This is a genomic window from Wolbachia endosymbiont (group A) of Cydia amplana (genome assembly GCF_964028495.1).
GTDB classification, from domain to species: domain Bacteria; phylum Pseudomonadota; class Alphaproteobacteria; order Rickettsiales; family Anaplasmataceae; genus Wolbachia; species Wolbachia pipientis.
The window spans coordinates 1,159,443-1,179,814 of sequence record NZ_OZ034792.1 but is presented as its reverse complement, the minus strand read 5'-3'; the positions used below and the strand labels follow the sequence as shown (position 1 = coordinate 1,179,814).

General features: G+C 36.7%; 15 protein-coding genes and 4 pseudogenes. 10 read left to right on the top strand and 9 right to left on the bottom strand.

Annotated elements, in window-relative coordinates; all coding sequences use genetic code 11:
- The first annotated feature begins 24 nt into the window (after positions 1 to 24).
- Positions 25 to 1,435: pseudogene (gene terL, locus ABWU40_RS05815) on the top strand (phage terminase large subunit).
- Positions 1,436 to 1,439: 4 nt separating this feature from the next.
- On the opposite strand, the gene ABWU40_RS05810 reads toward terL, so the two are convergent.
- The 4 genes from ABWU40_RS05810 to ABWU40_RS05795 all read right to left on the bottom strand — a co-directional run bounded on the left by ABWU40_RS05810 (position 1,440) and on the right by ABWU40_RS05795 (position 4,713).
- Positions 1,440 to 1,805: a hypothetical protein gene (locus ABWU40_RS05810; protein ID WP_285520314.1), complete on the bottom strand. Its 366-nt coding sequence runs from the start codon at positions 1,803 to 1,805 to the stop codon at positions 1,440 to 1,442.
- Between the two features lie 328 nt (positions 1,806 to 2,133).
- Positions 2,134 to 3,273, bottom strand: coding sequence for a hypothetical protein (locus ABWU40_RS05805; protein WP_353279174.1), 1,140 nt, complete (start codon positions 3,271 to 3,273; stop codon positions 2,134 to 2,136).
- A gap of 21 nt (positions 3,274 to 3,294) precedes the next feature.
- A complete protein-coding gene (locus ABWU40_RS05800; protein ID WP_353279171.1) occupies positions 3,295 to 3,522 on the bottom strand; it encodes a hypothetical protein in 228 nt (75 codons plus the stop codon).
- Between the two features lie 93 nt (positions 3,523 to 3,615).
- Positions 3,616 to 4,713, bottom strand: a complete 1,098-nt coding sequence (locus ABWU40_RS05795; protein ID WP_353279173.1) for a hypothetical protein — start codon at positions 4,711 to 4,713, stop codon at positions 3,616 to 3,618.
- Between the two features lie 544 nt (positions 4,714 to 5,257).
- Here ABWU40_RS05795 and ABWU40_RS05790 point away from each other — a divergent pair.
- The 3 genes from ABWU40_RS05790 (at position 5,258) to ABWU40_RS05780 (ending at position 9,973) form a co-directional block, all read left to right on the top strand.
- Entirely contained in the window at positions 5,258 to 6,547 is a 1,290-nt protein-coding gene (locus ABWU40_RS05790) for a hypothetical protein (RefSeq protein ID WP_410530041.1), read from the top strand.
- 93 nt (positions 6,548 to 6,640) lie between these two features.
- Positions 6,641 to 6,868: a hypothetical protein gene (locus ABWU40_RS05785; RefSeq protein WP_353279171.1), complete on the top strand. Its 228-nt coding sequence runs from the start codon at positions 6,641 to 6,643 to the stop codon at positions 6,866 to 6,868.
- A 21-nt stretch (positions 6,869 to 6,889) separates the two neighbouring features.
- On the top strand, positions 6,890 to 9,973 hold the full coding sequence (locus ABWU40_RS05780) for a hypothetical protein (protein ID WP_353279170.1): 3,084 nt from the start codon (positions 6,890 to 6,892) through the stop codon (positions 9,971 to 9,973).
- A gap of 180 nt (positions 9,974 to 10,153) precedes the next feature.
- Here the strand turns inward: ABWU40_RS05780 and uvrB are convergent, their stop codons facing one another.
- Positions 10,154 to 12,061, bottom strand: coding sequence for an excinuclease ABC subunit UvrB (uvrB, locus tag ABWU40_RS05775; protein ID WP_141457217.1), 1,908 nt, complete (start codon positions 12,059 to 12,061; stop codon positions 10,154 to 10,156).
- Positions 12,062 to 12,456: 395 nt separating this feature from the next.
- Positions 12,457 to 12,729 (bottom strand): annotated as a pseudogene (locus ABWU40_RS05770) (transposase); the annotation flags it as partial.
- Between the two features lie 133 nt (positions 12,730 to 12,862).
- Here ABWU40_RS05770 and ABWU40_RS05765 point away from each other — a divergent pair.
- The 3 genes and pseudogenes from ABWU40_RS05765 to ABWU40_RS05755 all read left to right on the top strand — a co-directional run bounded on the left by ABWU40_RS05765 (position 12,863) and on the right by ABWU40_RS05755 (position 15,147).
- A pseudogene (locus tag ABWU40_RS05765) lies at positions 12,863 to 13,684 on the top strand (IS982 family transposase).
- A gap of 11 nt (positions 13,685 to 13,695) precedes the next feature.
- Positions 13,696 to 13,944, top strand: a complete 249-nt coding sequence (locus ABWU40_RS05760; RefSeq protein WP_182309100.1) for a transposase — start codon at positions 13,696 to 13,698, stop codon at positions 13,942 to 13,944.
- A gap of 214 nt (positions 13,945 to 14,158) precedes the next feature.
- Positions 14,159 to 15,147: pseudogene (locus ABWU40_RS05755) on the top strand (IS630 family transposase).
- Positions 15,148 to 15,377: 230 nt separating this feature from the next.
- Here ABWU40_RS05755 and ABWU40_RS05750 read toward each other — a convergent pair.
- The 3 genes from ABWU40_RS05750 to ABWU40_RS05740 are packed head-to-tail and all read right to left on the bottom strand — an operon-like array spanning position 15,378 to position 17,143.
- A complete protein-coding gene (locus tag ABWU40_RS05750) occupies positions 15,378 to 15,764 on the bottom strand; it encodes a cytochrome c-type biogenesis protein CcmH (protein ID WP_015589263.1) in 387 nt (128 codons plus the stop codon).
- On the bottom strand, positions 15,748 to 16,788 hold the full coding sequence (locus ABWU40_RS05745; protein ID WP_015589262.1) for a hypothetical protein: 1,041 nt from the start codon (positions 16,786 to 16,788) through the stop codon (positions 15,748 to 15,750). The genes ABWU40_RS05750 and ABWU40_RS05745 overlap by 17 nt, the downstream gene beginning before the upstream one ends.
- Positions 16,789 to 16,795: 7 nt before the next feature.
- Positions 16,796 to 17,143, bottom strand: coding sequence for a ferredoxin family 2Fe-2S iron-sulfur cluster binding protein (locus ABWU40_RS05740; protein ID WP_353279169.1), 348 nt, complete (start codon positions 17,141 to 17,143; stop codon positions 16,796 to 16,798).
- Between the two features lie 229 nt (positions 17,144 to 17,372).
- Between ABWU40_RS05740 and ABWU40_RS05735 the strand changes: the two genes are divergently transcribed.
- Genes ABWU40_RS05735 through pnp form a run of 3 tightly spaced genes read left to right on the top strand, consistent with a single transcriptional unit; the run spans position 17,373 to position 20,275 of the window.
- The gene (locus tag ABWU40_RS05735; RefSeq protein ID WP_227738555.1) at positions 17,373 to 17,702 is read left to right on the top strand and encodes a hypothetical protein; all 330 of its coding nucleotides are present in this window, start codon (positions 17,373 to 17,375) and stop codon (positions 17,700 to 17,702) included.
- 12 nt (positions 17,703 to 17,714) lie between these two features.
- Entirely contained in the window at positions 17,715 to 17,987 is a 273-nt protein-coding gene (rpsO, locus tag ABWU40_RS05730; protein ID WP_006279944.1) for a 30S ribosomal protein S15, read from the top strand.
- Between the two features lie 14 nt (positions 17,988 to 18,001).
- Positions 18,002 to 20,275, top strand: coding sequence for a polyribonucleotide nucleotidyltransferase (gene pnp / locus ABWU40_RS05725; RefSeq protein WP_141457247.1), 2,274 nt, complete (start codon positions 18,002 to 18,004; stop codon positions 20,273 to 20,275).
- Positions 20,276 to 20,372: the final 97 nt, after the last annotated feature.

Below are 20,372 nucleotides of genomic sequence, written 5' to 3'. Positions count from 1 at the left end.
GGGTGATACTATAGGAGGTCTAACATGAACTTTCTAAAATTCATTGAACTGTGCTTTCAAACAGTGGTGCCGGGATGTGAGTATAATGATTATCAGTACATAAAAGTCATAGCAGACAGGCTGGAAGCAGCGAATGCTGGCGAAGTAAGGCGCATAATATTCAATATGCCTCCGCGTTCAATGAAGTCCATATGTATGAGTGTTGCGTGGCCCGCATGGATACTGGGCAACTGCAAGAATAATAGTTGCAAGTTATTCTAAGTTGCTTAGTGAAAAACATTCGCTCGATACCAGGTGCATAATGCAATCTGATTGGTATAAAAAGCTATTTCCAGAGGTAGAACTATCCAAAGACCAGAACACTAAATACAAATTCCAAACAGTACAGAGAGGATACAGAATCGCAACATCAGTTGGAGGAACATTAACCGGTGAAGGTGGTGACTTTATTATTGTGAATGATCCGCTTAACCCTGCTCAAGCTTTGAGTGAAACATTTAGAAAACGTGCCACAAACTGGTTCGATCAGACTTTAGTAACGAGACTCAACGATAGAAAAAAAGGAGTAATTGTGCTTGTGATGCATAGGCTCCACCTGGAAGACTTAACAGGGCACCTCTTATCCAAGCCAAAAAACATATGGCATCACATTTGTTTGCCAATGATTTCTGAAAAAGTGGAGATAATCGACTCAATTATAACACAAGAAAAAGGTTTATATTCAAGAGAAGAGAATGAGTTATTATATCCCCTGGAGGGAGGAAGAGAAGAAGTTGAGATGATAAAAGTTGAACTCGGGAGTTACGCTTTTGCTGCTCAATATCAACAAAACCCCCTGCCGCTTTCAAGTGGTATAATAAAACAAGAGTGGCTAAAGCGCTATAAAAATTTCCTTGATAATCTCTCACATGTAACTCAAAGCTGGGACACTGCAGTTTCAACAAACGATTCCAGCGACTTTAGCGTCTGCACCACCTGGGCAAAAATAGATAATAAATTCTATTTACTTGATGTATATCGAGCAAAGCTTGAGTACCCAAAGCTTAAAGAGCAAGTTCTGTCACTAGCTGCAAGATGGGCACCACACGCAATTTTGATCGAAGCAAAAACGAGTAGTCAACAATTAACACAAGAGCTAAAAGCAAATAGCGATCTACCGATTATTGAAATTGTGCCACACAATGACAAACTCACTCGATTTTATCAAATTGTTCCGGTGATAGAGTCTGGCAGGGTTTTTCTGCCGCATCAAGCGGTATGGCTCAATGATTTTGAGTACGAAATTTTAATGTTCCCAGAAGCTCGCTACGATGATCAAGTGGATAGTACGGTGCAATATCTGCAATGGATGAGAAAAACTAACACCAGTGCTTTCAGGGTCAGGGATTTTGGTCCCAACCCTAATAAAACACTTGGGTGGTTAAGATATATCTAAAAACCTAAATTTCTTTCCCCAAAGCTTCTGACGTATGCTTTACCTGTTGCGGATGTTTAAGCTCTGAAGAGACACTTCCCTTATGTTGCACATCAGGAGAACCCATAGAACAAAAACCACTATCTCTATCAACTTTTTTAGAACTAGAGTTATCAGATCTATACTCTACAGGTAGTACCTCCCCTTTCCCCGAAATAGTACCTTGTGACGGGCCTGGATCACCATCTAGAGAACTTACAGGAGAAGTCTCTTTTGAGGGTGAATTATTTTCTGCTCTTACTCTATTTGGTAATGAAAGTCGTTTAGAAATAGGTGGCTTTTTACTTACAGAACCCCCAGGAGCACTTACACTTGAAGATATCGAACACACCGAATCACGCCCTTCATCATGTCGCTTAAGGTTTACGTCATGTTGCTTCTTAAAATGTGAAAAGAAAAATTTTTTTATTTTTTGAACACCACCCCCATGTTTCTTCGGAGATTTACTATCTTGTGACTTTGCTTCAGAATACTCATCACTACTTTTTCGATCACTTTCATCAGTAACTTGCTGTTTTTCAGGTTCCTCATTACAAATGTTCTCCGTATCTTTTAGAGAGTCTTCAGAATTTAAGAATGTTGAACTATCCCATGCTCTAAAAGAAGGAATCGATGATGATCTTTTCTGATCCTGAATATTAGCCTCTGTTAGCGTACCTTCACCACAACTTCGCTTGGGAAAACTCCTGTGTCGGTGATGCTTCAGCTAATAGCGTTCGAGGAAGCCCAGGATCAATCTCTATTTGACCATCTTTATTGATTACAGAGTTTTCTATAATTACAGGAATTAAAAGAGCAATCTGTCTATTGGAAAAAGCATATACACCACCAAATCTACCTGATCGTGTGGTTTCAGTTTGACCTTTAATATCAGTCAAAAGATCATAACCAAATTGAGCATTAATCTTATTTGCCTCACCACGATTTAGGTACCTTGAAATATTACCCTCTTTGATTGTAGGTATAAAAGCAAAGCGATCTCCATTACTTATCTTGTCTTTATCGATAAACTCATCATAGTAATACCTGTGGATTGATATTTCAGTTAAGCGAAAGATTAGCTCGCCTATAGCATCCTTGTAGTGTTTAGCTTTCACTTTTAAATTATCACTGTGCTGAAGGTAAAAATTATACCCCACCTCTTTTTTAGAAGCTTCTGTTATATTTCTAATGAAACCAATATTTTCAACATCTTTAACATATACCTTATTGCCATCAATATGATAGAAATCTGAATAACTACAACCATGCTCCTCCATTTGTGCTTGAAGTGCCATCACAAAATACGTTTGCAGATTTGGGCCATTAAACAACAGACATTTTATATAACTAGATGACGGATCCATTTTTGCCTGCTTTATACTTGCGTTTAAAGTCTCTTCAATGCGTTTTTTACCAAGATGATGTTTTTCATCAATTTTCTTAATCACTCGGTCTTCGACATCATTTTCAAATTCCTCAGCAAAGTGCACCTTGAGATTAAAAATTACTCTAGAGTCTATAGGAACTGTGAGCTTAGTTATTCTTGTTTTCTTGTCATACTTTAACCATTTCTTATCAAAGTGAAATGGAAAAGATTCAAGATCAAAAACGTGACAAGCTACAAACTCATCAGAATAATATTCTCTTACTAAGTCTCTTGCCATCTGTGATAAGTACCTCTCTGCAGAGCGCCGACCACAATTAAACTTAACGACGATATTATCGCCCTCCACAACAAAATTAGTGTTGACTTTAGAGCCGTAATTACTAACGTTAAATGCATTAACCAGCTCCTTAACAAAATCTAAACTAGTCATAACTCCTCCCCTATCAAAATATTACTTTTCTTTATTTTTACTCCCAGCCTTATCAGCTTTAGTACCACTCATCCTCGTATAAGGATACTTACCACAATCATCAAACCTACTACGACCCTCGTGCATGTCTGGTCCACCACCTTCTCTAGGATTAGCTTTTAGCCAGGCAGCAGAATCATACTCACCAGAGCCTACCTTAAAACGAGGATCTCCTTGTGAACTAGAGCTCGCTTGTTGTTTTTTATCCATAATACCCTCCGTTAATAAAAATATTATGTAATCTATATATTATAAATAAATCATAAGTGCAACAACTTTTTTGCATTTTCATAAATTTTTTTTTCATTTCCCTTTATAACCTCCTTTAGGCTGAACATTTATAGAATTAAGTTCTGATTCTGGTGAAATTTGATCCTGCTCAGCAAGTAATTCACCGCAAATTTTATCTATATCAATTGTTTCTTTGCCAGTATTACTACTCTTTTGTCCACCAATTGACCCTACTGTTGGTGTCTGCCCGCTAATATTCATGCTTTTCTTTTCTGATTTTTCACTAGACCGCCCTGTCTTTTCAACAAATATTGGCCCCTTCTCCGCAGGTTTCTGTGGACACACCTCTTTCTTCTGTTCCTCCGGCTTCGCTTTTTTCTCTTCTTTGTCCACTTTTTGTTTTTGTGAATTTTCATGAGATTTTCTTTCAAGCTCAGTAAGACGCAATAGATGTTTCAAAGGATCTGACACAATTTCAAGTTCTGGTTTGCTCAGAACAACCGGCCTTACAAATCCTGGTGAAATTTCAAAAAGGAAAACTGGCACTTTAGGTTTTTCTCTTTCATCCACTTTCATTTCTACGTTTTCGCAAACTTCTTTATTTTCTTCCTTTAATGATGTTTTTTCTGCTTTTTTATCTTCTTTTTTTGTAGATGCCTCTACCGCAGCCGCCAACTCAACTCCAAACATCTCTGCGAACATTGTAACAATCCATCCGACAACAGCCATTTGTAACCTGAGTTTCAGATCTTGCAATGCAGTTAATCTTTCTAACGCCCTTGCAAACTCTTCTTCTGATAACTCACCACTGCCTAATTTCTCCTGCAATTCTTTTATCTCTTTGTCCAACCTCTGATTGAAACTTAAATCGCGTGCAAAAATCTTCTTGATTAACTCCTTAAGCTTATCACGCAAAAACTTCATTATCGTAGCAATCAGGTTTTTTTCTTTCTTCTCCTTGAGCATTTGGTAGATTTTCGGATCATCTACATCTACTTCAAAAAGGGTAAAGAGAGATTCAAAGAAATTCCAGAAATCTCCGAGTACTCTTCCTTTTTCACCAGTGAAGTAATTCTCATCATCACCTTGCCCGATATGTAGCTCTGCTTGAGATGATATTTCATCGGTACAACTAGAAGCCTGACGCTCACACTCGAGCCTCCTGAGCAAATCTTGTCTGGTGAGCTCCTCTACGCACTGCCTCTATTGTCTGATATAGCTAAAGTGACTTACGATAATTTGAAAAACAAAAATTCGTCATTCCGCTACTTGTTAGCGGAATCTATACCGCGAATGAATCGCGGTATGACGTAGGACTGCTGTCATCCCAGTGCGTGACACTGGGATCTCGTTCCTTAACTTTATAGTGTAAATTATTTCAAATTGTGTCTAGCTGCAAGTATAATAATTTCCATTTATAGATAAAGTATGTTGCAAATGTTATGCCAAAGAGTATAATAAAATCTATATCAAATACTTTACAAGAAAAAGTGGGATAGAGGCAAAAGCAAATATTAATAAGGATAATTTAAGAAAAGTGCATGCTAGAGTTTGAAGAAGCAGTAAAAATAAAAAATATTATTGAAAGGTTAAATAGCACATGTATATATATGGTGTAAAAATGTAAATAATTTTATTGACATCTTTACATTAATAGTTCTTAAATATTTAGTACTGTAGAATTAAATTATTAAGTTTTATGAAGGAAGTAAAAATGGCGGAAAGCTTTTCAGGTAACAACAGAGGCAGTAATTTTATTGAGCAGGCAAAAATAATGGAAAATTTTTCAGATAATAACGGAAACGGTAGCTCGATCTTCCAAGGAAAAATCAGGGAGCAAGATTTCTCTGCAGAGCAGAAGCTAAATGAACTAAAAGCAGCCATAGAGGAGCTCACCAGACAAGATTTGCTCAGGAGGCTCGAGTGTGAGCGTCAGGCTTCTAGTTGTACCGATGAAATATCATCTCAAGCAGAGCTACATATCGGGCAAGGTGATGATGAGAATTACTTCACTGGTGAAAAAGGAAGAGTACTCGGAGATTTCTGGAATTTCTTTGAATCTCTCTTTACCCTTTTTGAAGTAGATGTAGATGATCCGAAAATCTACCAAATGCTCAAGGAGAAGAAAGAAAAAAACCTGATTGCTACGATAATGAAGTTTTTGCGTGATAAGCTTAAGGAGTTAATCAAGAAGATTTTTGCACGCGATTTAAGTTTCAATCAGAGGTTGGACAAAGAGATAAAAGAATTGCAGGAGAAATTAGGCAGTGGTGAGTTATCAGAAGAAGAGTTTGCAAGGGCGTTAGAAAGATTAACTGCATTGCAAGATCTGAAACTCAGGTTACAAATGGCTGTTGTCGGATGGATTGTTACAATGTTCGCAGAGATGTTTGGAGTTGAGTTGGCGGCTGCGGTAGAGGCATCTACAAAAAAAGAAGATAAAAAAGCAGAAAAAACATCATTAAAGGAAGAAAATAAAGAAGTTTGCGAAAACGTAGAAATGAAAGTGGATGAAAGAGAAAAACCTAAAGTGCCAGTTTTCCTTTTTGAAATTTCACCAGGATTTGTAAGGCCGGTTGTTCTGAGCAAACCAGAACTTGAAATTGTGTCAGATCCTTTGAAACATCTATTGCGTCTTACTGAGCTTGAAAGAAAATCTCATGAAAATTCACAAAAACAAAAAGTGGACAAAGAAGAGAAAAAAGCGAAGCCGGAGGAACAGAAGAAAGAGGTGTGTCCACAGAAACCTGCGGAGAAGGGGCCAATATTTGTTGAAAAGACAGGGCGGTCTAGTGAAAAATCAGAAAAGAAAAGCATGAATATTAGCGGGCAGACACCAACAGTAGGGTCAATTGGTGGACAAAAGAGTAGTAATACTGGCAAAGAAACAATTGATATAGATAAAATTTGCGGTGAATTACTTGCTGAGCAGGATCAAATTTCACCAGAATCAGAACTTAATTCTATAAATGTTCAGCCTAAAGGAGGTTATAAAGGGAAATGAAAAAAAAATTTATGAAAATGCAAAAAAGTTGTTGCACTTATGATTTATTTATAATATATAGATTACATAATATTTTTATTAACGGAGGGTATTATGGATAAAAAACAACAAGCGAGCTCTAGTTCACAAGGAGATCCTCGTTTTAAGGTAGGCTCTGGTGAGTATGATTCTGCTGCCTGGCTAAAAGCTAATCCTAGAGAAGGTGGTGGACCAGACATGCACGAGGGTCGTAGTAGGTTTGATGATTGTGGTAAGTATCCTTATACGAGGATGAGTGGTACTAAAGCTGATAAGGCTGGGAGTAAAAATAAAGAAAAGTAATATTTTGATAGGGGAGGAGTTATGACTAGTTTAGATTTTGTTAAGGAGCTGGTTAATGCATTTAACGTTAGTAATTACGGCTCTAAAGTCAACACTAATTTTGTTGTGGAGGGCGATAATATCGTCGTTAAGTTTAATTGTGGTCGGCGCTCTGCAGAGAGGTACTTATCACAGATGGCAAGAGACTTAGTAAGAGAATATTATTCTGATGAGTTTGTAGCTTGTCACGTTTTTGATCTTGAATCTTTTCCATTTCACTTTGATAAGAAATGGTTAAAGTATGACAAGAAAACAAGAATAACTAAGCTCACAGTTCCTATAGACTCTAGAGTAATTTTTAATCTCAAGGTGCACTTTGCTGAGGAATTTGAAAATGATGTCGAAGACCGAGTGATTAAGAAAATTGATGAAAAACATCATCTTGGTAAAAAACGCATTGAAGAGACTTTAAACGCAAGTATAAAGCAGGCAAAAATGGATCCGTCATCTAGTTATATAAAATGTCTGTTGTTTAATGGCCCAAATCTGCAAACGTATTTTGTGATGGCACTTCAAGCACAAATGGAGGAGCATGGTTGTAGTTATTCAGATTTCTATCATATTGATGGCAATAAGGTATATGTTAAAGATGTTGAAAATATTGGTTTCATTAGAAATATAACAGAAGCTTCTAAAAAAGAGGTGGGGTATAATTTTTACCTTCAGCACAGTGATAATTTAAAAGTGAAAGCTAAACACTACAAGGATGCTATAGGCGAGCTAATCTTTCGCTTAACTGAAATATCAATCCACAGGTATTACTATGATGAGTTTATCGATAAAGACAAGATAAGTAATGGAGATCGCTTTGCTTTTATACCTACAATCAAAGAGGGTAATATTTCAAGGTACCTAAATCGTGGTGAGGCAAATAAGATTAATGCTCAATTTGGTTATGATCTTTTGACTGATATTAAAGGTCAAACTGAAACCACACGATCAGGTAGATTTGGTGGTGTATATGCTTTTTCCAATAGACAGATTGCTCTTTTAATTCCTGTAATTATAGAAAACTCTGTAATCAATAAAGATGGTCAAATAGAGATTGATCCTGGGCTTCCTCGAACGCTATTAGCTGAAGCATCACCGACACAGGAGTTTCCCAAGCGAAGTTGTGGTGAAGGGTTAGAGAAGCATCCCAGGCAAGGATCAGAAAGAGAGAAAGAAACAGAGCCTTTTCGGGGGGTGCTGGGGGAAGAGATAGGTCAGGCTAGTACTTCTTCTCAGCAAACGGACATGCCATCCAGTTCATACGCGTACATAGATAAACGAGATGAAAGTATGCCAGAGGATTCGTACTTTTTGCCATCAACGTTAACTTCTTTTCCACGTGTTATAACTCCTCCAGTTCATTACACAATATCGACGAAACCAATTCTACTTACGACAAAGAATGATCAAAAGTCCTCAAGTCTTGAGTTTTCTGCACGTTCTCCATGTTTGAAAGATGTGAACATTTTGGGTATGAAATCTGAAGAACATGATAAAAGCGAGCAAGGGGCTTGCTCACAGGTGGGTGTGAGAGCATTGGAAGGTGATCAGGCAGATGATGAAAGTATGCTAATAAAGATTCAGGGTCAGCAAGTGAGCTATAGGCCATCATTGACTCCTTTTCCTACAGCATGGAATGATTCAATGTCCTTAAATTCTGTGGCTTCTAATGAGGAACCTGAAAAACAGCAAGTTACTGATGAAAGTGATCTAGAAAGTAACGATGAGTGTTCTAAAGCAAAGCCACAGAGTGAATCTCCGAGTAGCCGGAAAGGGTCAGAAAGTAATTCGTTTTCAGGTAGTAGCACTCCATCAAAGGTACGACAATCTAGTATATTAGAGTCTCTAGAGAACACGTCTTTTGGTGGTATTCCAGAACACTTGCCACAAGATGCCGTAAGCAAGCCAAATGTGCCCGGGGACCGTAGTTCTAAAATTTCTGTAGATAGTGGTTTAGGGTCGCTTGAGCGGCCACAGTCGAATTCTTCTATAACTACTAGTACTGTTCCAGGGATATCTGAATCAAGGAAAGATCTAAATCCTCCCGTAGACAATAAGCGGCCACAGTCACTGCCACTTGCGGATTTTTCTACTTGTGCTAGTAATGAAACAGTAAAAGCTTTTTTGTGTTTTCTAGATTATTTTTCTTCTTCTGAAGGGAAGAAGCAACTACCCTTACTTCTTTCTTCTGAGGCGGGAAAGCAGTTATCCTCGATTTCGGATCCTCGTGAACAGGAAAACCTACTAGACTTTCTTTTTTCTACTGAGGGGAATAAGCAACTATGCTCGCTTTTTTCTTCTGAGAATAAACAACAACTGCATTCACTTTTTTCTCCTAAGGGAAAAGAGCTGCTGTTTTCACCTTCTCCTGAGGGGCAAAAGACGATACCTTTAGTTCTTTCTCCTGAAGGGAAGGAGCGATTACCCTTACTTTTGTCTCCTGAGGGAGAGCGAATATCCAAACCTTTCTCTCCTGAGGCAGGCAATATAATATCCTTACTTATTTATTCTCGTGTAGAACCTAAAAATATGTCACACCGTTCATTTCGTGACAAATTAGCAAAATGGCTTCACCGTAATTCTTCACTCTCAAAAGTGGCTTCTCCTCAAGAAAAACCTCTTACTAATGACGAGAAGAAGGAACTACGCCCATTTCTTTGTCCTAAGCTGCAGAAGAAACTAGATTCCAACTCTCTTGAGGATGCACAGTTAAAATACTTGCTGTATACTCCTGGTGGGAAAGAGAAGCTAAACTTACTCCTTTCTTCTCCTGAGAAGGAGGGAAAGCAACTACACCCAGGTTTACCTTCGGAGGCAGAAAAAGGCTTACTTTTTAAGTTCTTTGATGAACAAGAAATTAGTGGTAACACTTCTACAAATTCTAAAAATAGTGGTTATTCAGGATCGTCTTCACAAAAATCGACTAGTGATACTGGAAGTGATGAAGATGGACTAGAAGCTAGTGGTGGGTCGTCAGTCTCATCGAACTCCAGTACTTCCACTGTTAGAACTAAAATGGATGCTACTAAGATCGAGCAATACTTGCAGGAGAAAAAAGTTAACAGTTGTACCTAATCCACTGCTCTCAGCCACCTAAGTGTTTTATTAGCTGACCCTGAGAGCACTGGTGTTAATTTTTCTCATCCATTGTAAGTATTGCATGGTACTAAATGTTTAAAAAGTATTAATATAAAGATATCAATAAAATTATTTACACTTTCATGCTATGCCCATAGCATCATATATTACTTAACCTTACAATAATTTTTTTATTCTTGCTGCTTCTTCAAACTCCAAATTTTTAGCATGCTCTATCATTTGCTTTCTCAAATCATCCTTATTAGTATTTACTTTCGGTTCTGCTATTGCCCTCTCCTGTAAGGTGTTTGATATAGGTTTTATTATAGTCTTCGGGATAATATTGTGCAATATATTATGTTCTTCTTGTTTTTTTCTTCTTCTTTCGGTCTCTCTCAATGCACGATCTAAAGAACCAGTGATTTTATCTGCATACAAAATTACTCTACCTTCAGCATTACGTGCAGCACGACCAATCGTTTGAATTAATGAAGTTTCCGATCGCAAAAATCCTTCTTTATCAGCATCCAAAATTGCAACCAACCCACACTCTGGAATATCAAGACCTTCCCTCAGCAAGTTAACACCTACTAAAACATCGATTTCTTTAGATCTCAATTTGTATATAATTTCTATTCTCTCCAGCGCAGCAATATCAGAATGCAAATAACTCACTCTCATATTCAATTCACTCATATATTCAGCTAAATTTTCAGCCATCTTTTTCGTCAATGTAGTGATTAAAACACAAAATCCCTTCCCTATTGTCACTTGTGCCTCATGAATTACATCATCAATTTGACTCTCTATTGGTTTTACAATGCAGATTGGGTCTGTAAGCCCTGTTGGACGGATAACTTGCTCTATAAATACATTATTGGTCTTTGCCAACTCATACTTTCCTGGAGTGGCTGAAATGTAAACAGTCTGCGGCCTAACTCCCTCCCACTCTTCAAATTTTAATGGACGATTATCAAAAGCGGAAGGGAGCCTGAAGCCATAGTCAATCAATTTCTTTTTACGCGCCTCATTACCACTGTACATCGCACCAACCTGAGGAACGGTGACATGACTCTCATCAACAAATAAAATTACGTCTTTGGGTAAATATTCAAACAAAGTAGGCGGTGGATCCCCAGCTTCCATTCCATAGAGATAACGCGAATAATTTTCAATACCTTTACATATTCCTGTTGTTCTCATCATTTCGATATCAAAATTAGTGCGTTGCTCGAGGCGCTTTGCTTCAACAATCTTATTTTGCGAGTAGTAATAATCCAAGCGTTCATGCAGCTCTTTTTTGACTAGTTCAATTGCCTGCAACAAAGCCTCACGCGGGGTTATGTAATAGCTATTTGGAAAAATGGTGATTTTATTTACGCCTTTGGTAACATTGCCCGTTATAGCATCAACTTCAGAAATTTCTTCTATTTCATCGCCAAATAACGATAAACGCCAAGCTTTATTTTCATAATGGGAAGGAAATATATCAATAATATCGCCGCGCACTCTGAAATATCCTCTCTCAAACCTGGCATCAGAGCGCTTGTATTGAAGATCAGTTAAGTTGCTCAGGAAATCATTAATACGAATTTTATTTCCAACACTAAGCGGTATGATCATGCTGCGGTAGCTCTCAGGCGAACCAAGACCGTATATGCAGGAAACACTGGCAACTACGATCGTATCCCTGCGCTCCAAAAGGGAGCAGACGGTGGAATAACGCAGCATCTCAATTCTTTCGTTAATTGCAGAATCTTTTTCGATATAAGTATCAGTTTGTGGTAAATAGGCTTCAGGTTGATAATAATCATAATAAGAAATGAAGTATTCAACAGCATTATGGGGAAACAATCCTTTCATTTCCTCATAAAGCTGTGCTGCTAAAGTTTTATTGTGTGCCATAATTAATGCAGGCCTGTTTGTCCTTGCAATAACATTTGCCATAGTAAAAGTTTTCCCAGAACCAGTAACTCCAAGCAAAACCTGATCTCTTTTATTGCTATTTAGCCCTGCAATTAAGCTATCGATTGCCTGTGGTTGATCCCCAGCCGGTTGAAAATGTGTAGCGATTTGAAATTCCATAGACTTTACTTACTATCTTTGATTCATTGTATAGTAAACACTATATTGCTTTTAAGATAAGTTGTATAGCTATCGTAAAGCCATAAAACATTAACCAACAATGTCATGCAAGTAGCTGACACTGGAATCTTGTTTCAATGTTAAACAAAATACCATAGAATTCAAGAAGACAATTCCTAAAAAATCCCTACATCCAAAAAAAGGCAAAATGCTGCTTGAATAAGCTAAATTTTTTTAGATGCAAAAACAATAAAACATAGTTGATACTAAAGTTATAGTACTCCTATGACAACGTTACAAAAATTAAGGAAATGGATAGCTCTGATCAATTGGAATAGTATTTTCAGGTACCGGTGGTCAATATGACATTTTTAAAATAAAGATTTAGAACCTGTTTAAAATCTTCTCAATAGAAGAGAAATGAAGGAAAGAACGACCATTTGTAGGCTAGTGTTAAGTTTTCGCTCGCAATTTTTCCACAATCGTCTGCATTTTTCTAACCAAGCGAAAGATCGCTCTACAACCCATCTTTGTGGCAATACAGCAAAGGAATGTAATTCACTTCGTTTTATTACTTCTACAGTTGCTCCAATAATCGTTTTTATTTTAGTTGCAAAATTTTCTCCTGTATAACCTGCATCGACCAGTATATTTTTAACTTCCGAGAGGTTTTCTTTTGCGCTTTCAACCATTCTCACAGCACTGCTAACCCCAGTTGTAAATTAGAAAAAATAGAAAAGGTAAGGAAATAGGGTAAACTCCGAGGTATTTGATATTCATTCCTAAAATAGGAGGTTACCAATGAAAGAGAAAGTAACAGAAATCTTTTGTATAGTCGATGATTTTTGCAATACAGTCGATGAAAATTTTGCAGAAAAACTTCTACCAAGTGGCAAAAAACCAACCAGGACGCCAGAGATTACGCATTCAGAGATTTTTACCATAATATTGCTATATCAAGTGCGACAATTTTAAAATTTTCTATGTGCATTATTTGAAATTATTATACGAATCAGCGTTTCCAAAATTGCCATCCTATAGTAGGTTTATCAGGTTAAAATCGCGGATTTTATGGTATTTAGCGCTCTTAATGCAATGGTTTTGCGAACAGTCAAAAGTGACAGGGATTTCGTACATAGATGCAACATCTATCGCTGTTTGCCATCCAAAAAGGACCTCGAGAAACAAAGTTTTCAAAGGGTTGGCAAAGATTGGAAAGACTACTTATGGGTGGTTTTTCGGTACATCTAGTAATCAATGAAACTGGCGAAATTCAAGGGGTTACGGTGATAAAAGGCAACGTTGATACCTGTGCCAAATTTAACTAAGAAATTGACTGGATTATTGTTTGGAGATAAAGGATATATCAAAAAAGATCTTTTTCACGAATTATTCGATAGAGGGTTAAAGCTTGTAACCAGTATAAAAAAGGGTATGAAAAACTCATTAATGGCGCTAAATGAGAAGATTTTGTTAAGAAAAAGATCGATTATTGAGACAGTTTTTGGCTCTCTGAAAAACAAATTTGAGATTGAGCATACTCGCCATAGATCACCGATAAATTTTTTGGTACACATTTTTTCTACGCTTGTTTCATATTCCATACAGCCGCTGCATTTCTAAGCTTTACTTCGTTGGCTAATCCGCAACTGGGGTATATAGGGTTGACACCAAGGCAATATTCTTCTGGAGAAGTTGATCGGCATGGCAGCATATCAAAGATGGGACCAGCGGAATGTAGAAGTATGTTATATGAAGCTGCACAAACAATGCTTACAGTTACCAAGAGGACATTTAAATTAAAAAACTGGGGTTGCGAAGAAAAAAGGAATGAAAAAAGCAATTGTAGCAGTAGCAAGAAAATTAGCTGTAATTATGCATAGGATGTTGGTTGATAAAACAGAATTTTATTATCAATAAACATCAAAAGAGCATAGGACAATAATTTTATTGAAAATAAAGATAGCAATGCCGATGGAAGGGACAAGCAAGAACTTAGTTAGACTTCGTGGTAATACCAATTCCCGCTACACAAGTAACGGATAGACAATAATAGAAAAAAAGCCATACTGAAGTAAGTAAAGTAGCGAGGTTTAAATGGCATTAAGATCAAAATTATTGGATGAAAAAGTGGTGGAATCAGCAAAAGAAATGCTGAAGAAAGTAAGAAATAACGCATATGTTGCAAAAAAACTAAATGCTGTAATTGCAGCAAAAAAGCACAGTATAACAGCCGTAGCAAAGATATGCTGCATTTCAAGAAAGGCACTTACTGCATGACCTAAAATTTGGCAGAGAAGAAAAATTATTTGCTCCGCCTCAACGCCGTAGAAAAACTATATTGAATCAAAGTCAACGTGAACAAGTTGAGGTGTGGATAGAGGAAAACCCCAATATTACTATAAAAGAAATGAAAATAAGAATTCAAGAAAAGTTTGGTTTGAATATCAGCAAATCTACAGTACACCGTAATATGCAAAGAATGAAATTCTCATATATCACACCAAGACCAGTGCATAACGGACAAGATAAAAGTAAACAAGAGGAATTTAAAAAAAAATCTTAATGAAACTATTGTCATGTATCCTGAAAAAGAGCTATTTTTCTTCGATGAATCGCGGTTTGGCACACATTCAAAGATTGGACACGGGTGGTTTAAAAAAGGCATTAGGACACAGGTTAAGGTAAAACTAGGTAGGCAAAATTTTTATCTCTATAGTGCAGTTAATCCCAGAAATGGAGAAAGTTCTAGCTCAAACGTCAATACTGATTGTATGAATATATTCCTTGAGCAGATGTCACAATATTTAGGAACAAGGGAGGCATTTCTTATCATGGATTGTGCTAGTTGGCATAAGTCAAAAAATTTAAAAGTACCTAAAAATATCGACATTATATACCTACCACCATACTCACCTGACCTCAATCCTGTTGAGAGGTTTTGGTTATATATAAAACAGAACATTTTGCGTAACAAAATCTACGACACAATTGCTTTGCTTGAGAGCGCTTTGTGCAAATTTATTACCTCTCTTTCTCACTCCACAATTAAAAAACTCTGCAATGCCGCTTATTTGATTCACTAGTAATGAGAATTGGTATAAACATGTTGCCGTCCACTTCCGCCTAACAAGTATAATGCGGCTTGACAAATTTATTGTCATCTCAGACCGCGGAGAGAACCATATGCTACTTTTAACTTATGTAAAATTACCAAGGATTATGGAGAAGATATGCTGTTTTGATTTGTGTGAAAATTATTGTTGACTTATGTGCAATTAGAGAACCTAAGTCACTTTAGCTATATATAAAAGGTTTAAGTGGTTGTATTGATGTATCTTTGTATTAAAAAACACCCAATAAGCAGAGTTGTAAGTGGAATAAACCACAAAATGTAAGTGCTAGATTTTATAGGCGGTACGATTATAATTGAATTGCCGTAAGAATTTTTTAACTCTGAGATTATCTCTTCATCTGTGTATCCATCATTGATTTTTTTACGAATTGCTTCTCGCATATCATACGCGATCTGAGATCCAGATTCAGACAATGATTCGCCAGAACATATTGGACACCTTATTATTTCAAATAAACTGGTTGCTCGTTTTTCCATGCTTTTATCTCTGAGTTTATTATCCAGAGTAAAAGCGTTTACGCCTGAGTGGAATATCAATATGAAAAGTAAACTAACTACTGCTCTCATCCTTGGTTAATTGGGTTATTTTACTGAGCTGGTTCATAAAATCAGTGGTGGATAACTTTCCAATAAAGCTTGACCCTACATCATCATCGTACTTTATTGAAAATTGAATCCCATCATCAGTTGTTTTTTCTGATAAGGAAGACATTAATTTTTCAAACGCATCTGAAGTTTTTGAGTCACCAATCATAAACGAGATTAATTCTTTATAATTTGATATAGCCACGTTGATTTTGTCTTTAAATGAAGACGTAACCAAATTATAATTTCGCACTCCACCATCTGCAGCAAGAGAAAAATTATTACTTTGAATTAAAAATTTCTCTATGTTGAAATTAATTCTGGAAGCTGAGATGTGGTTTACAAATTCGTAATCAAATTTAGTGTCGATACTAAGGTAACTTTCAGGACTTGCAGTATTTTTATACCGATAAGTATAAAAATCAAATCCTAGTTTAGTATTTCCACTTGGTTCTTTATCGAGGTGAAATTGAATGTAATTGCTTTTATCATTCACTTCAGTTATAACACTTTGCTGATTTTCTAAAACATCACATTTTAATCCATAATCTTCGTAACGAAGTGTATCTATATAGTCTATCACGGTACTATTTTTGTTGAATCGCAATGAAGATGGTAAATCGTTTAGTCTAACAACAAAGTGGCTGCTATCGTTTGTGTGGCATTTTATATTCTTTTTCTCATCATCATGAACAGCAATGTTGACTTCATTGCTTGGTATGTAGATATATACTGATTTATCAAACAATCTATTTTTTATCAATAAAGCATCAGATGAGATGGTTAATTGCTCATTGGAAAATTTTGGGTTTGTCACACGGAAAATTAGGTTAGAAGGAAATCCACTAAAATCATGTGAAATATCAAATTTTTCGTCGTTAATGTATAGTATTGTTTCAGCTAAAAGATTTTTTACCTTACATGCAGAAAAATACCAAAAACCACTATACGCTACAGGAATAAACAAAAGTAAAGAGATGATAATATAGATAAAAATCTTACGCATGATTCCCCTATTTATCTAATGATATGTTTCTTGTACCCCTTGGTATGGTTACACACAAGCCGTCGATATCTTTTGTGATTTTTATTTGGCATCCAAGCCTCGACGTCTCTGTTAAGCCGAAAGCTAGGTCTAACATATCATTTTCCTCATCAGATATAGGGTTATGTATTTCTACAGCATTATAAAACTTTGGATCAACAATTACATGGCATGTAGAGCAAGCAAGAGAACCTTCACATGCACCTTCAAGCAGATCTGGATCACTTCTCTGGGCTAAATTGAGCAGAGTTTCTCCCTCTGCAGCTTCATAGCTTTTCTTACTCCCATCAGGTAAAATAAAAGTAACAGATGGCATATTATTCCTATTAAAATCCTTACTAATTTCTTTATATCCTACAGGTAATAACTAATATTTGCAAACTCTTTACAATTCCAGTACCTATATTTCTTGTTATCCAAGTATCTCCTTTAGCATAGATCCCGCTAACAAGCAGCGGGATGACGATTGTCAGGGTGTCATCCCAGCGCCCCTATGATGTCATTCAAGTAGCTGACACTGGTTCCTTTATGATGGTAGCGCCCCTATGATGTCATTCCAGTGCTCCTTTCTCGTCATCCCAGTGTCAGCTACTTGGATGACAGAGGGGGGTGGGATGACAGAAGATGATGGAGTGACAGGGAGTAATACAAAAAGTTTCGTCATCCCCATTGAATCGGCTTTAAAATCGATGTTCAAAGTTGAAATTTCCCTAGAAGATGCGGGGAAAATCAGAAAAGGTCAGGAAGTTGTATTAAATAACTTGCGTAATTTAAAGAATCATGATATTTGTTGTACGGTGGTGGGTAGTGTACCTATTGCAATCTGCAGTTTTATTTATGGTTGTGTGAAACCTATTCGTGTTTTTAATATTTAAAATGAGGTTTAGATGTCGATAACATCCGAAAAGAAAAAGAGTTTGATAAATATATATGCAATTAAAGAAGATGATACAGGCTCATCTTTTGTACAATGTGCAATTTTGACCGAGAGGATCAGTAACTTAACTGAGCATTTTAAAGTGCACAAGCATGACCATCACTCTAAGCGTGGTTTACTTATATTGATAGGTAGAAGACGCAAGCACTTAAATTATATAAAGCGTAAATTTGGTAATGAAGCCTATCAGGAATTAATAGAGAAGTTAGGCATTAGAAAATAATCGAGGAATTTAATATGTTTAAAATTATAAAAAAATCTATAGAGTGGGGTGGTCGTGCCTTATCTTTAGAAACAGGAAAAATAGCACGCCAAGCTCATGGTTCAGTAGTTGTAAATTACGGTGATACTTCTGTTTTAGTAACTGTTGTACGTAAAAAGAAGGAAGAAAGCGTTGATTTCCTACCTTTAAATGTGCAGTTTATCGCAAAAAGCTATGCCATGGGTAAGATCCCTGGCGGGTTTTTTAAAAGAGAAGGCAAGCCATCTGATAGAGAAACTTTAATCTCAAGAGTAATAGATAGAAGTATAAGACCACTATTCCCAGAAGGATTTCATGATGAAATTAGTGTGGTGTGCAATCTATTAACTTATGATACAGTCAATCCTCCTGAAGTGCCAGCATTGATTGGTGCTGTTGCAGCTCTTGCAATTTCTGGTGTTCCCTTTCACTTTACTATAGCTGGAGTGATGGTTGGTTGTGATGAAAATAATAACTATATACTCAACCCTTCTGTTCAAGAGATGAAAGCAAGCAGCTTGGATCTGTTTTTGTCTGGTGATGAAAATTCAATTTTAATGGTTGAATCAGAAGTGAAAGAGCTCTCTGAAGAAAATGTTTTTAATGCAATAAAATTTGGCCATGAACACCTTAAGCCTGTCATTAAGCTCATAAAAGAGTTTGCTGATACAATTGGCAATAAACCTGAGAGCTTTGCCCCTATTGATGCATCAGATATAACACAAGAGCTCGAAAAATACGGTAAAGATTTTGAAAAAGCATATTCGCAAACAGTAAAACAAGAGCGAGTTCAAGCTCTAGAAGCGATCAGAGAGAATATATTGAATACTCTTAAAGAAACTGGAAAAGACGAAAAGTTAATTACGTATGCAGTAAAAAATTTTGAAAGATCTTTAGTACGTGAAATAATTAGGAAGAAAAGTGTAAGGATAGACGGTCGTAAGCATGATGAGATACGTCAGATAGAAGTTGAAGTTGATATTCTGTCCAAAACTCACGGTTCTGCACTATTTACAAGAGGCAATACTCAGGCACTGGTTGTTACTGCTCTTGGCACCACTCAAGATGAGCAAATTGTGGATGATATTGAAGGGGATAGACGTGAGCATTTCATGTTGCATTATAACTTTCCCTCATTTGCTGTTGGAGAAACTTCTGCTGCGCGTGCACCAGGAAGAAGAGAAATCGGTCATGGCAAACTTGCTTGGAAAGCAATTCATCCTGTTTTACCCGATAAGTCTGAATTTCCTTATACAATAAGAGTAGTGTCCGAAATTTTGGAGTCTGATGGTTCTTCTTCTATGGCAACAGTTTGTGGGACTTCTCTTGCTTTAATGGATACGGGTGTGCCAATAAAGGCCCCTGTTGCTGGAATTGCTATGGGTCTCATCAAAGATAAAGACGAGTATGTAATACTTTCCGATATACTTGGTGATGAAGATTATCTTGGTGATATGGACTTTAAAGTAGCAGGAACTAGTGAAGGGGTTACGGCGCTACAAATGGACATGAAAATTTCTGGTATAAGCTTTGAAATTGTTGAAAAATCTTTAGAACAGGCAAAAGCTGGAAGATTACTTATTTTAGAAAAAATGAATGCAGTGATTTCAGAACACAGTGATGATGTCAAAGACCATGCACCAAGGATGTTATCATTTTACATAGATAAAGACAAAATTTCTGCTGCTATAGGTTCTAAGGGGAAAAATATACGCAGTGTGTGTGAAAGAAGTAATGCAAAAATTGAAATAGGAGATGATGGTAAAGTTTCTGTTTTTGCTACGAGTGGCACTGAAGCTGAAATTGCAAAGAGTATGATGATTGATTCAATAACAGAACTAGAACAAGGTTCTATAGTTGATGTCAAGGTTGTAAGAATAGAGAAGTCTATTGTAGAGCTTGAATTTCTTAATGGCAGAAAAGGAAAAATGCACATAAGTGAAGTAGCTAATGAACATATAGATTCTATAGAGAGCGTACTTAAACAAGATGATACTTTCAAAGCACTAGTAATTGACTTCGAAAAAGGTGGGTGTCCAAAGTTGTCAAGACGTCGGGTTGATCAAGAGACGGGAGAGTTTTTTGAAGGTGAGCTTTACAACGAGGAAAGGAAAGATGGTCCAAATGACAGGGATAATTATTACAATAATTCATTTAGTAGAAAACCTGGAGGAAGTCACCATAAGAGGCCTCCTCGTCCTCGTTCTGGTTTCAGCAACAGAAATAGGCCGAAATTTGGTAATAATGATTCATCATCAGGTTTTTATTAAGAGTAAACTTCTTGCGTTACCTCTCGTCATTCCAGTGCTTAATACTGGAATGACACCCTTTCTGGTGAAGGTTGTTCTCAAATCACAATGTTAGTAC

Bases quoted from the DNA above. Each gene is read 5' to 3' on its own strand.
- ABWU40_RS05805 (WP_353279174.1), bottom strand. From the start codon at position 3,273: ATGACTAGTTTAGATTTTGTTAAGGAGCTGGTTAATGCATTTAACGTT.
- ABWU40_RS05800 (WP_353279171.1), bottom strand. From the start codon at position 3,522: ATGGATAAAAAACAACAAGCGAGCTCTAGTTCACAAGGAGATCCTCGT.
- ABWU40_RS05790 (WP_410530041.1), top strand. From the start codon at position 5,258: ATGGCGGAAAGCTTTTCAGGTAACAACAGAGGCAGTAATTTTATTGAG.
- ABWU40_RS05785 (WP_353279171.1), top strand. From the start codon at position 6,641: ATGGATAAAAAACAACAAGCGAGCTCTAGTTCACAAGGAGATCCTCGT.
- ABWU40_RS05780 (WP_353279170.1), top strand. From the start codon at position 6,890: ATGACTAGTTTAGATTTTGTTAAGGAGCTGGTTAATGCATTTAACGTT.
- uvrB (WP_141457217.1), bottom strand. From the start codon at position 12,061: ATGGAATTTCAAATCGCTACACATTTTCAACCGGCTGGGGATCAACCA.
- ABWU40_RS05750 (WP_015589263.1), bottom strand. From the start codon at position 15,764: ATGAGAGCAGTAGTTAGTTTACTTTTCATATTGATATTCCACTCAGGC.
- ABWU40_RS05745 (WP_015589262.1), bottom strand. From the start codon at position 16,788: ATGCGTAAGATTTTTATCTATATTATCATCTCTTTACTTTTGTTTATT.
- ABWU40_RS05740 (WP_353279169.1), bottom strand. From the start codon at position 17,143: ATGCCATCTGTTACTTTTATTTTACCTGATGGGAGTAAGAAAAGCTAT.
- ABWU40_RS05735 (WP_227738555.1), top strand. From the start codon at position 17,373: ATGATGTCATTCCAGTGCTCCTTTCTCGTCATCCCAGTGTCAGCTACT.
- rpsO (WP_006279944.1), top strand. From the start codon at position 17,715: ATGTCGATAACATCCGAAAAGAAAAAGAGTTTGATAAATATATATGCA.
- pnp (WP_141457247.1), top strand. From the start codon at position 18,002: ATGTTTAAAATTATAAAAAAATCTATAGAGTGGGGTGGTCGTGCCTTA.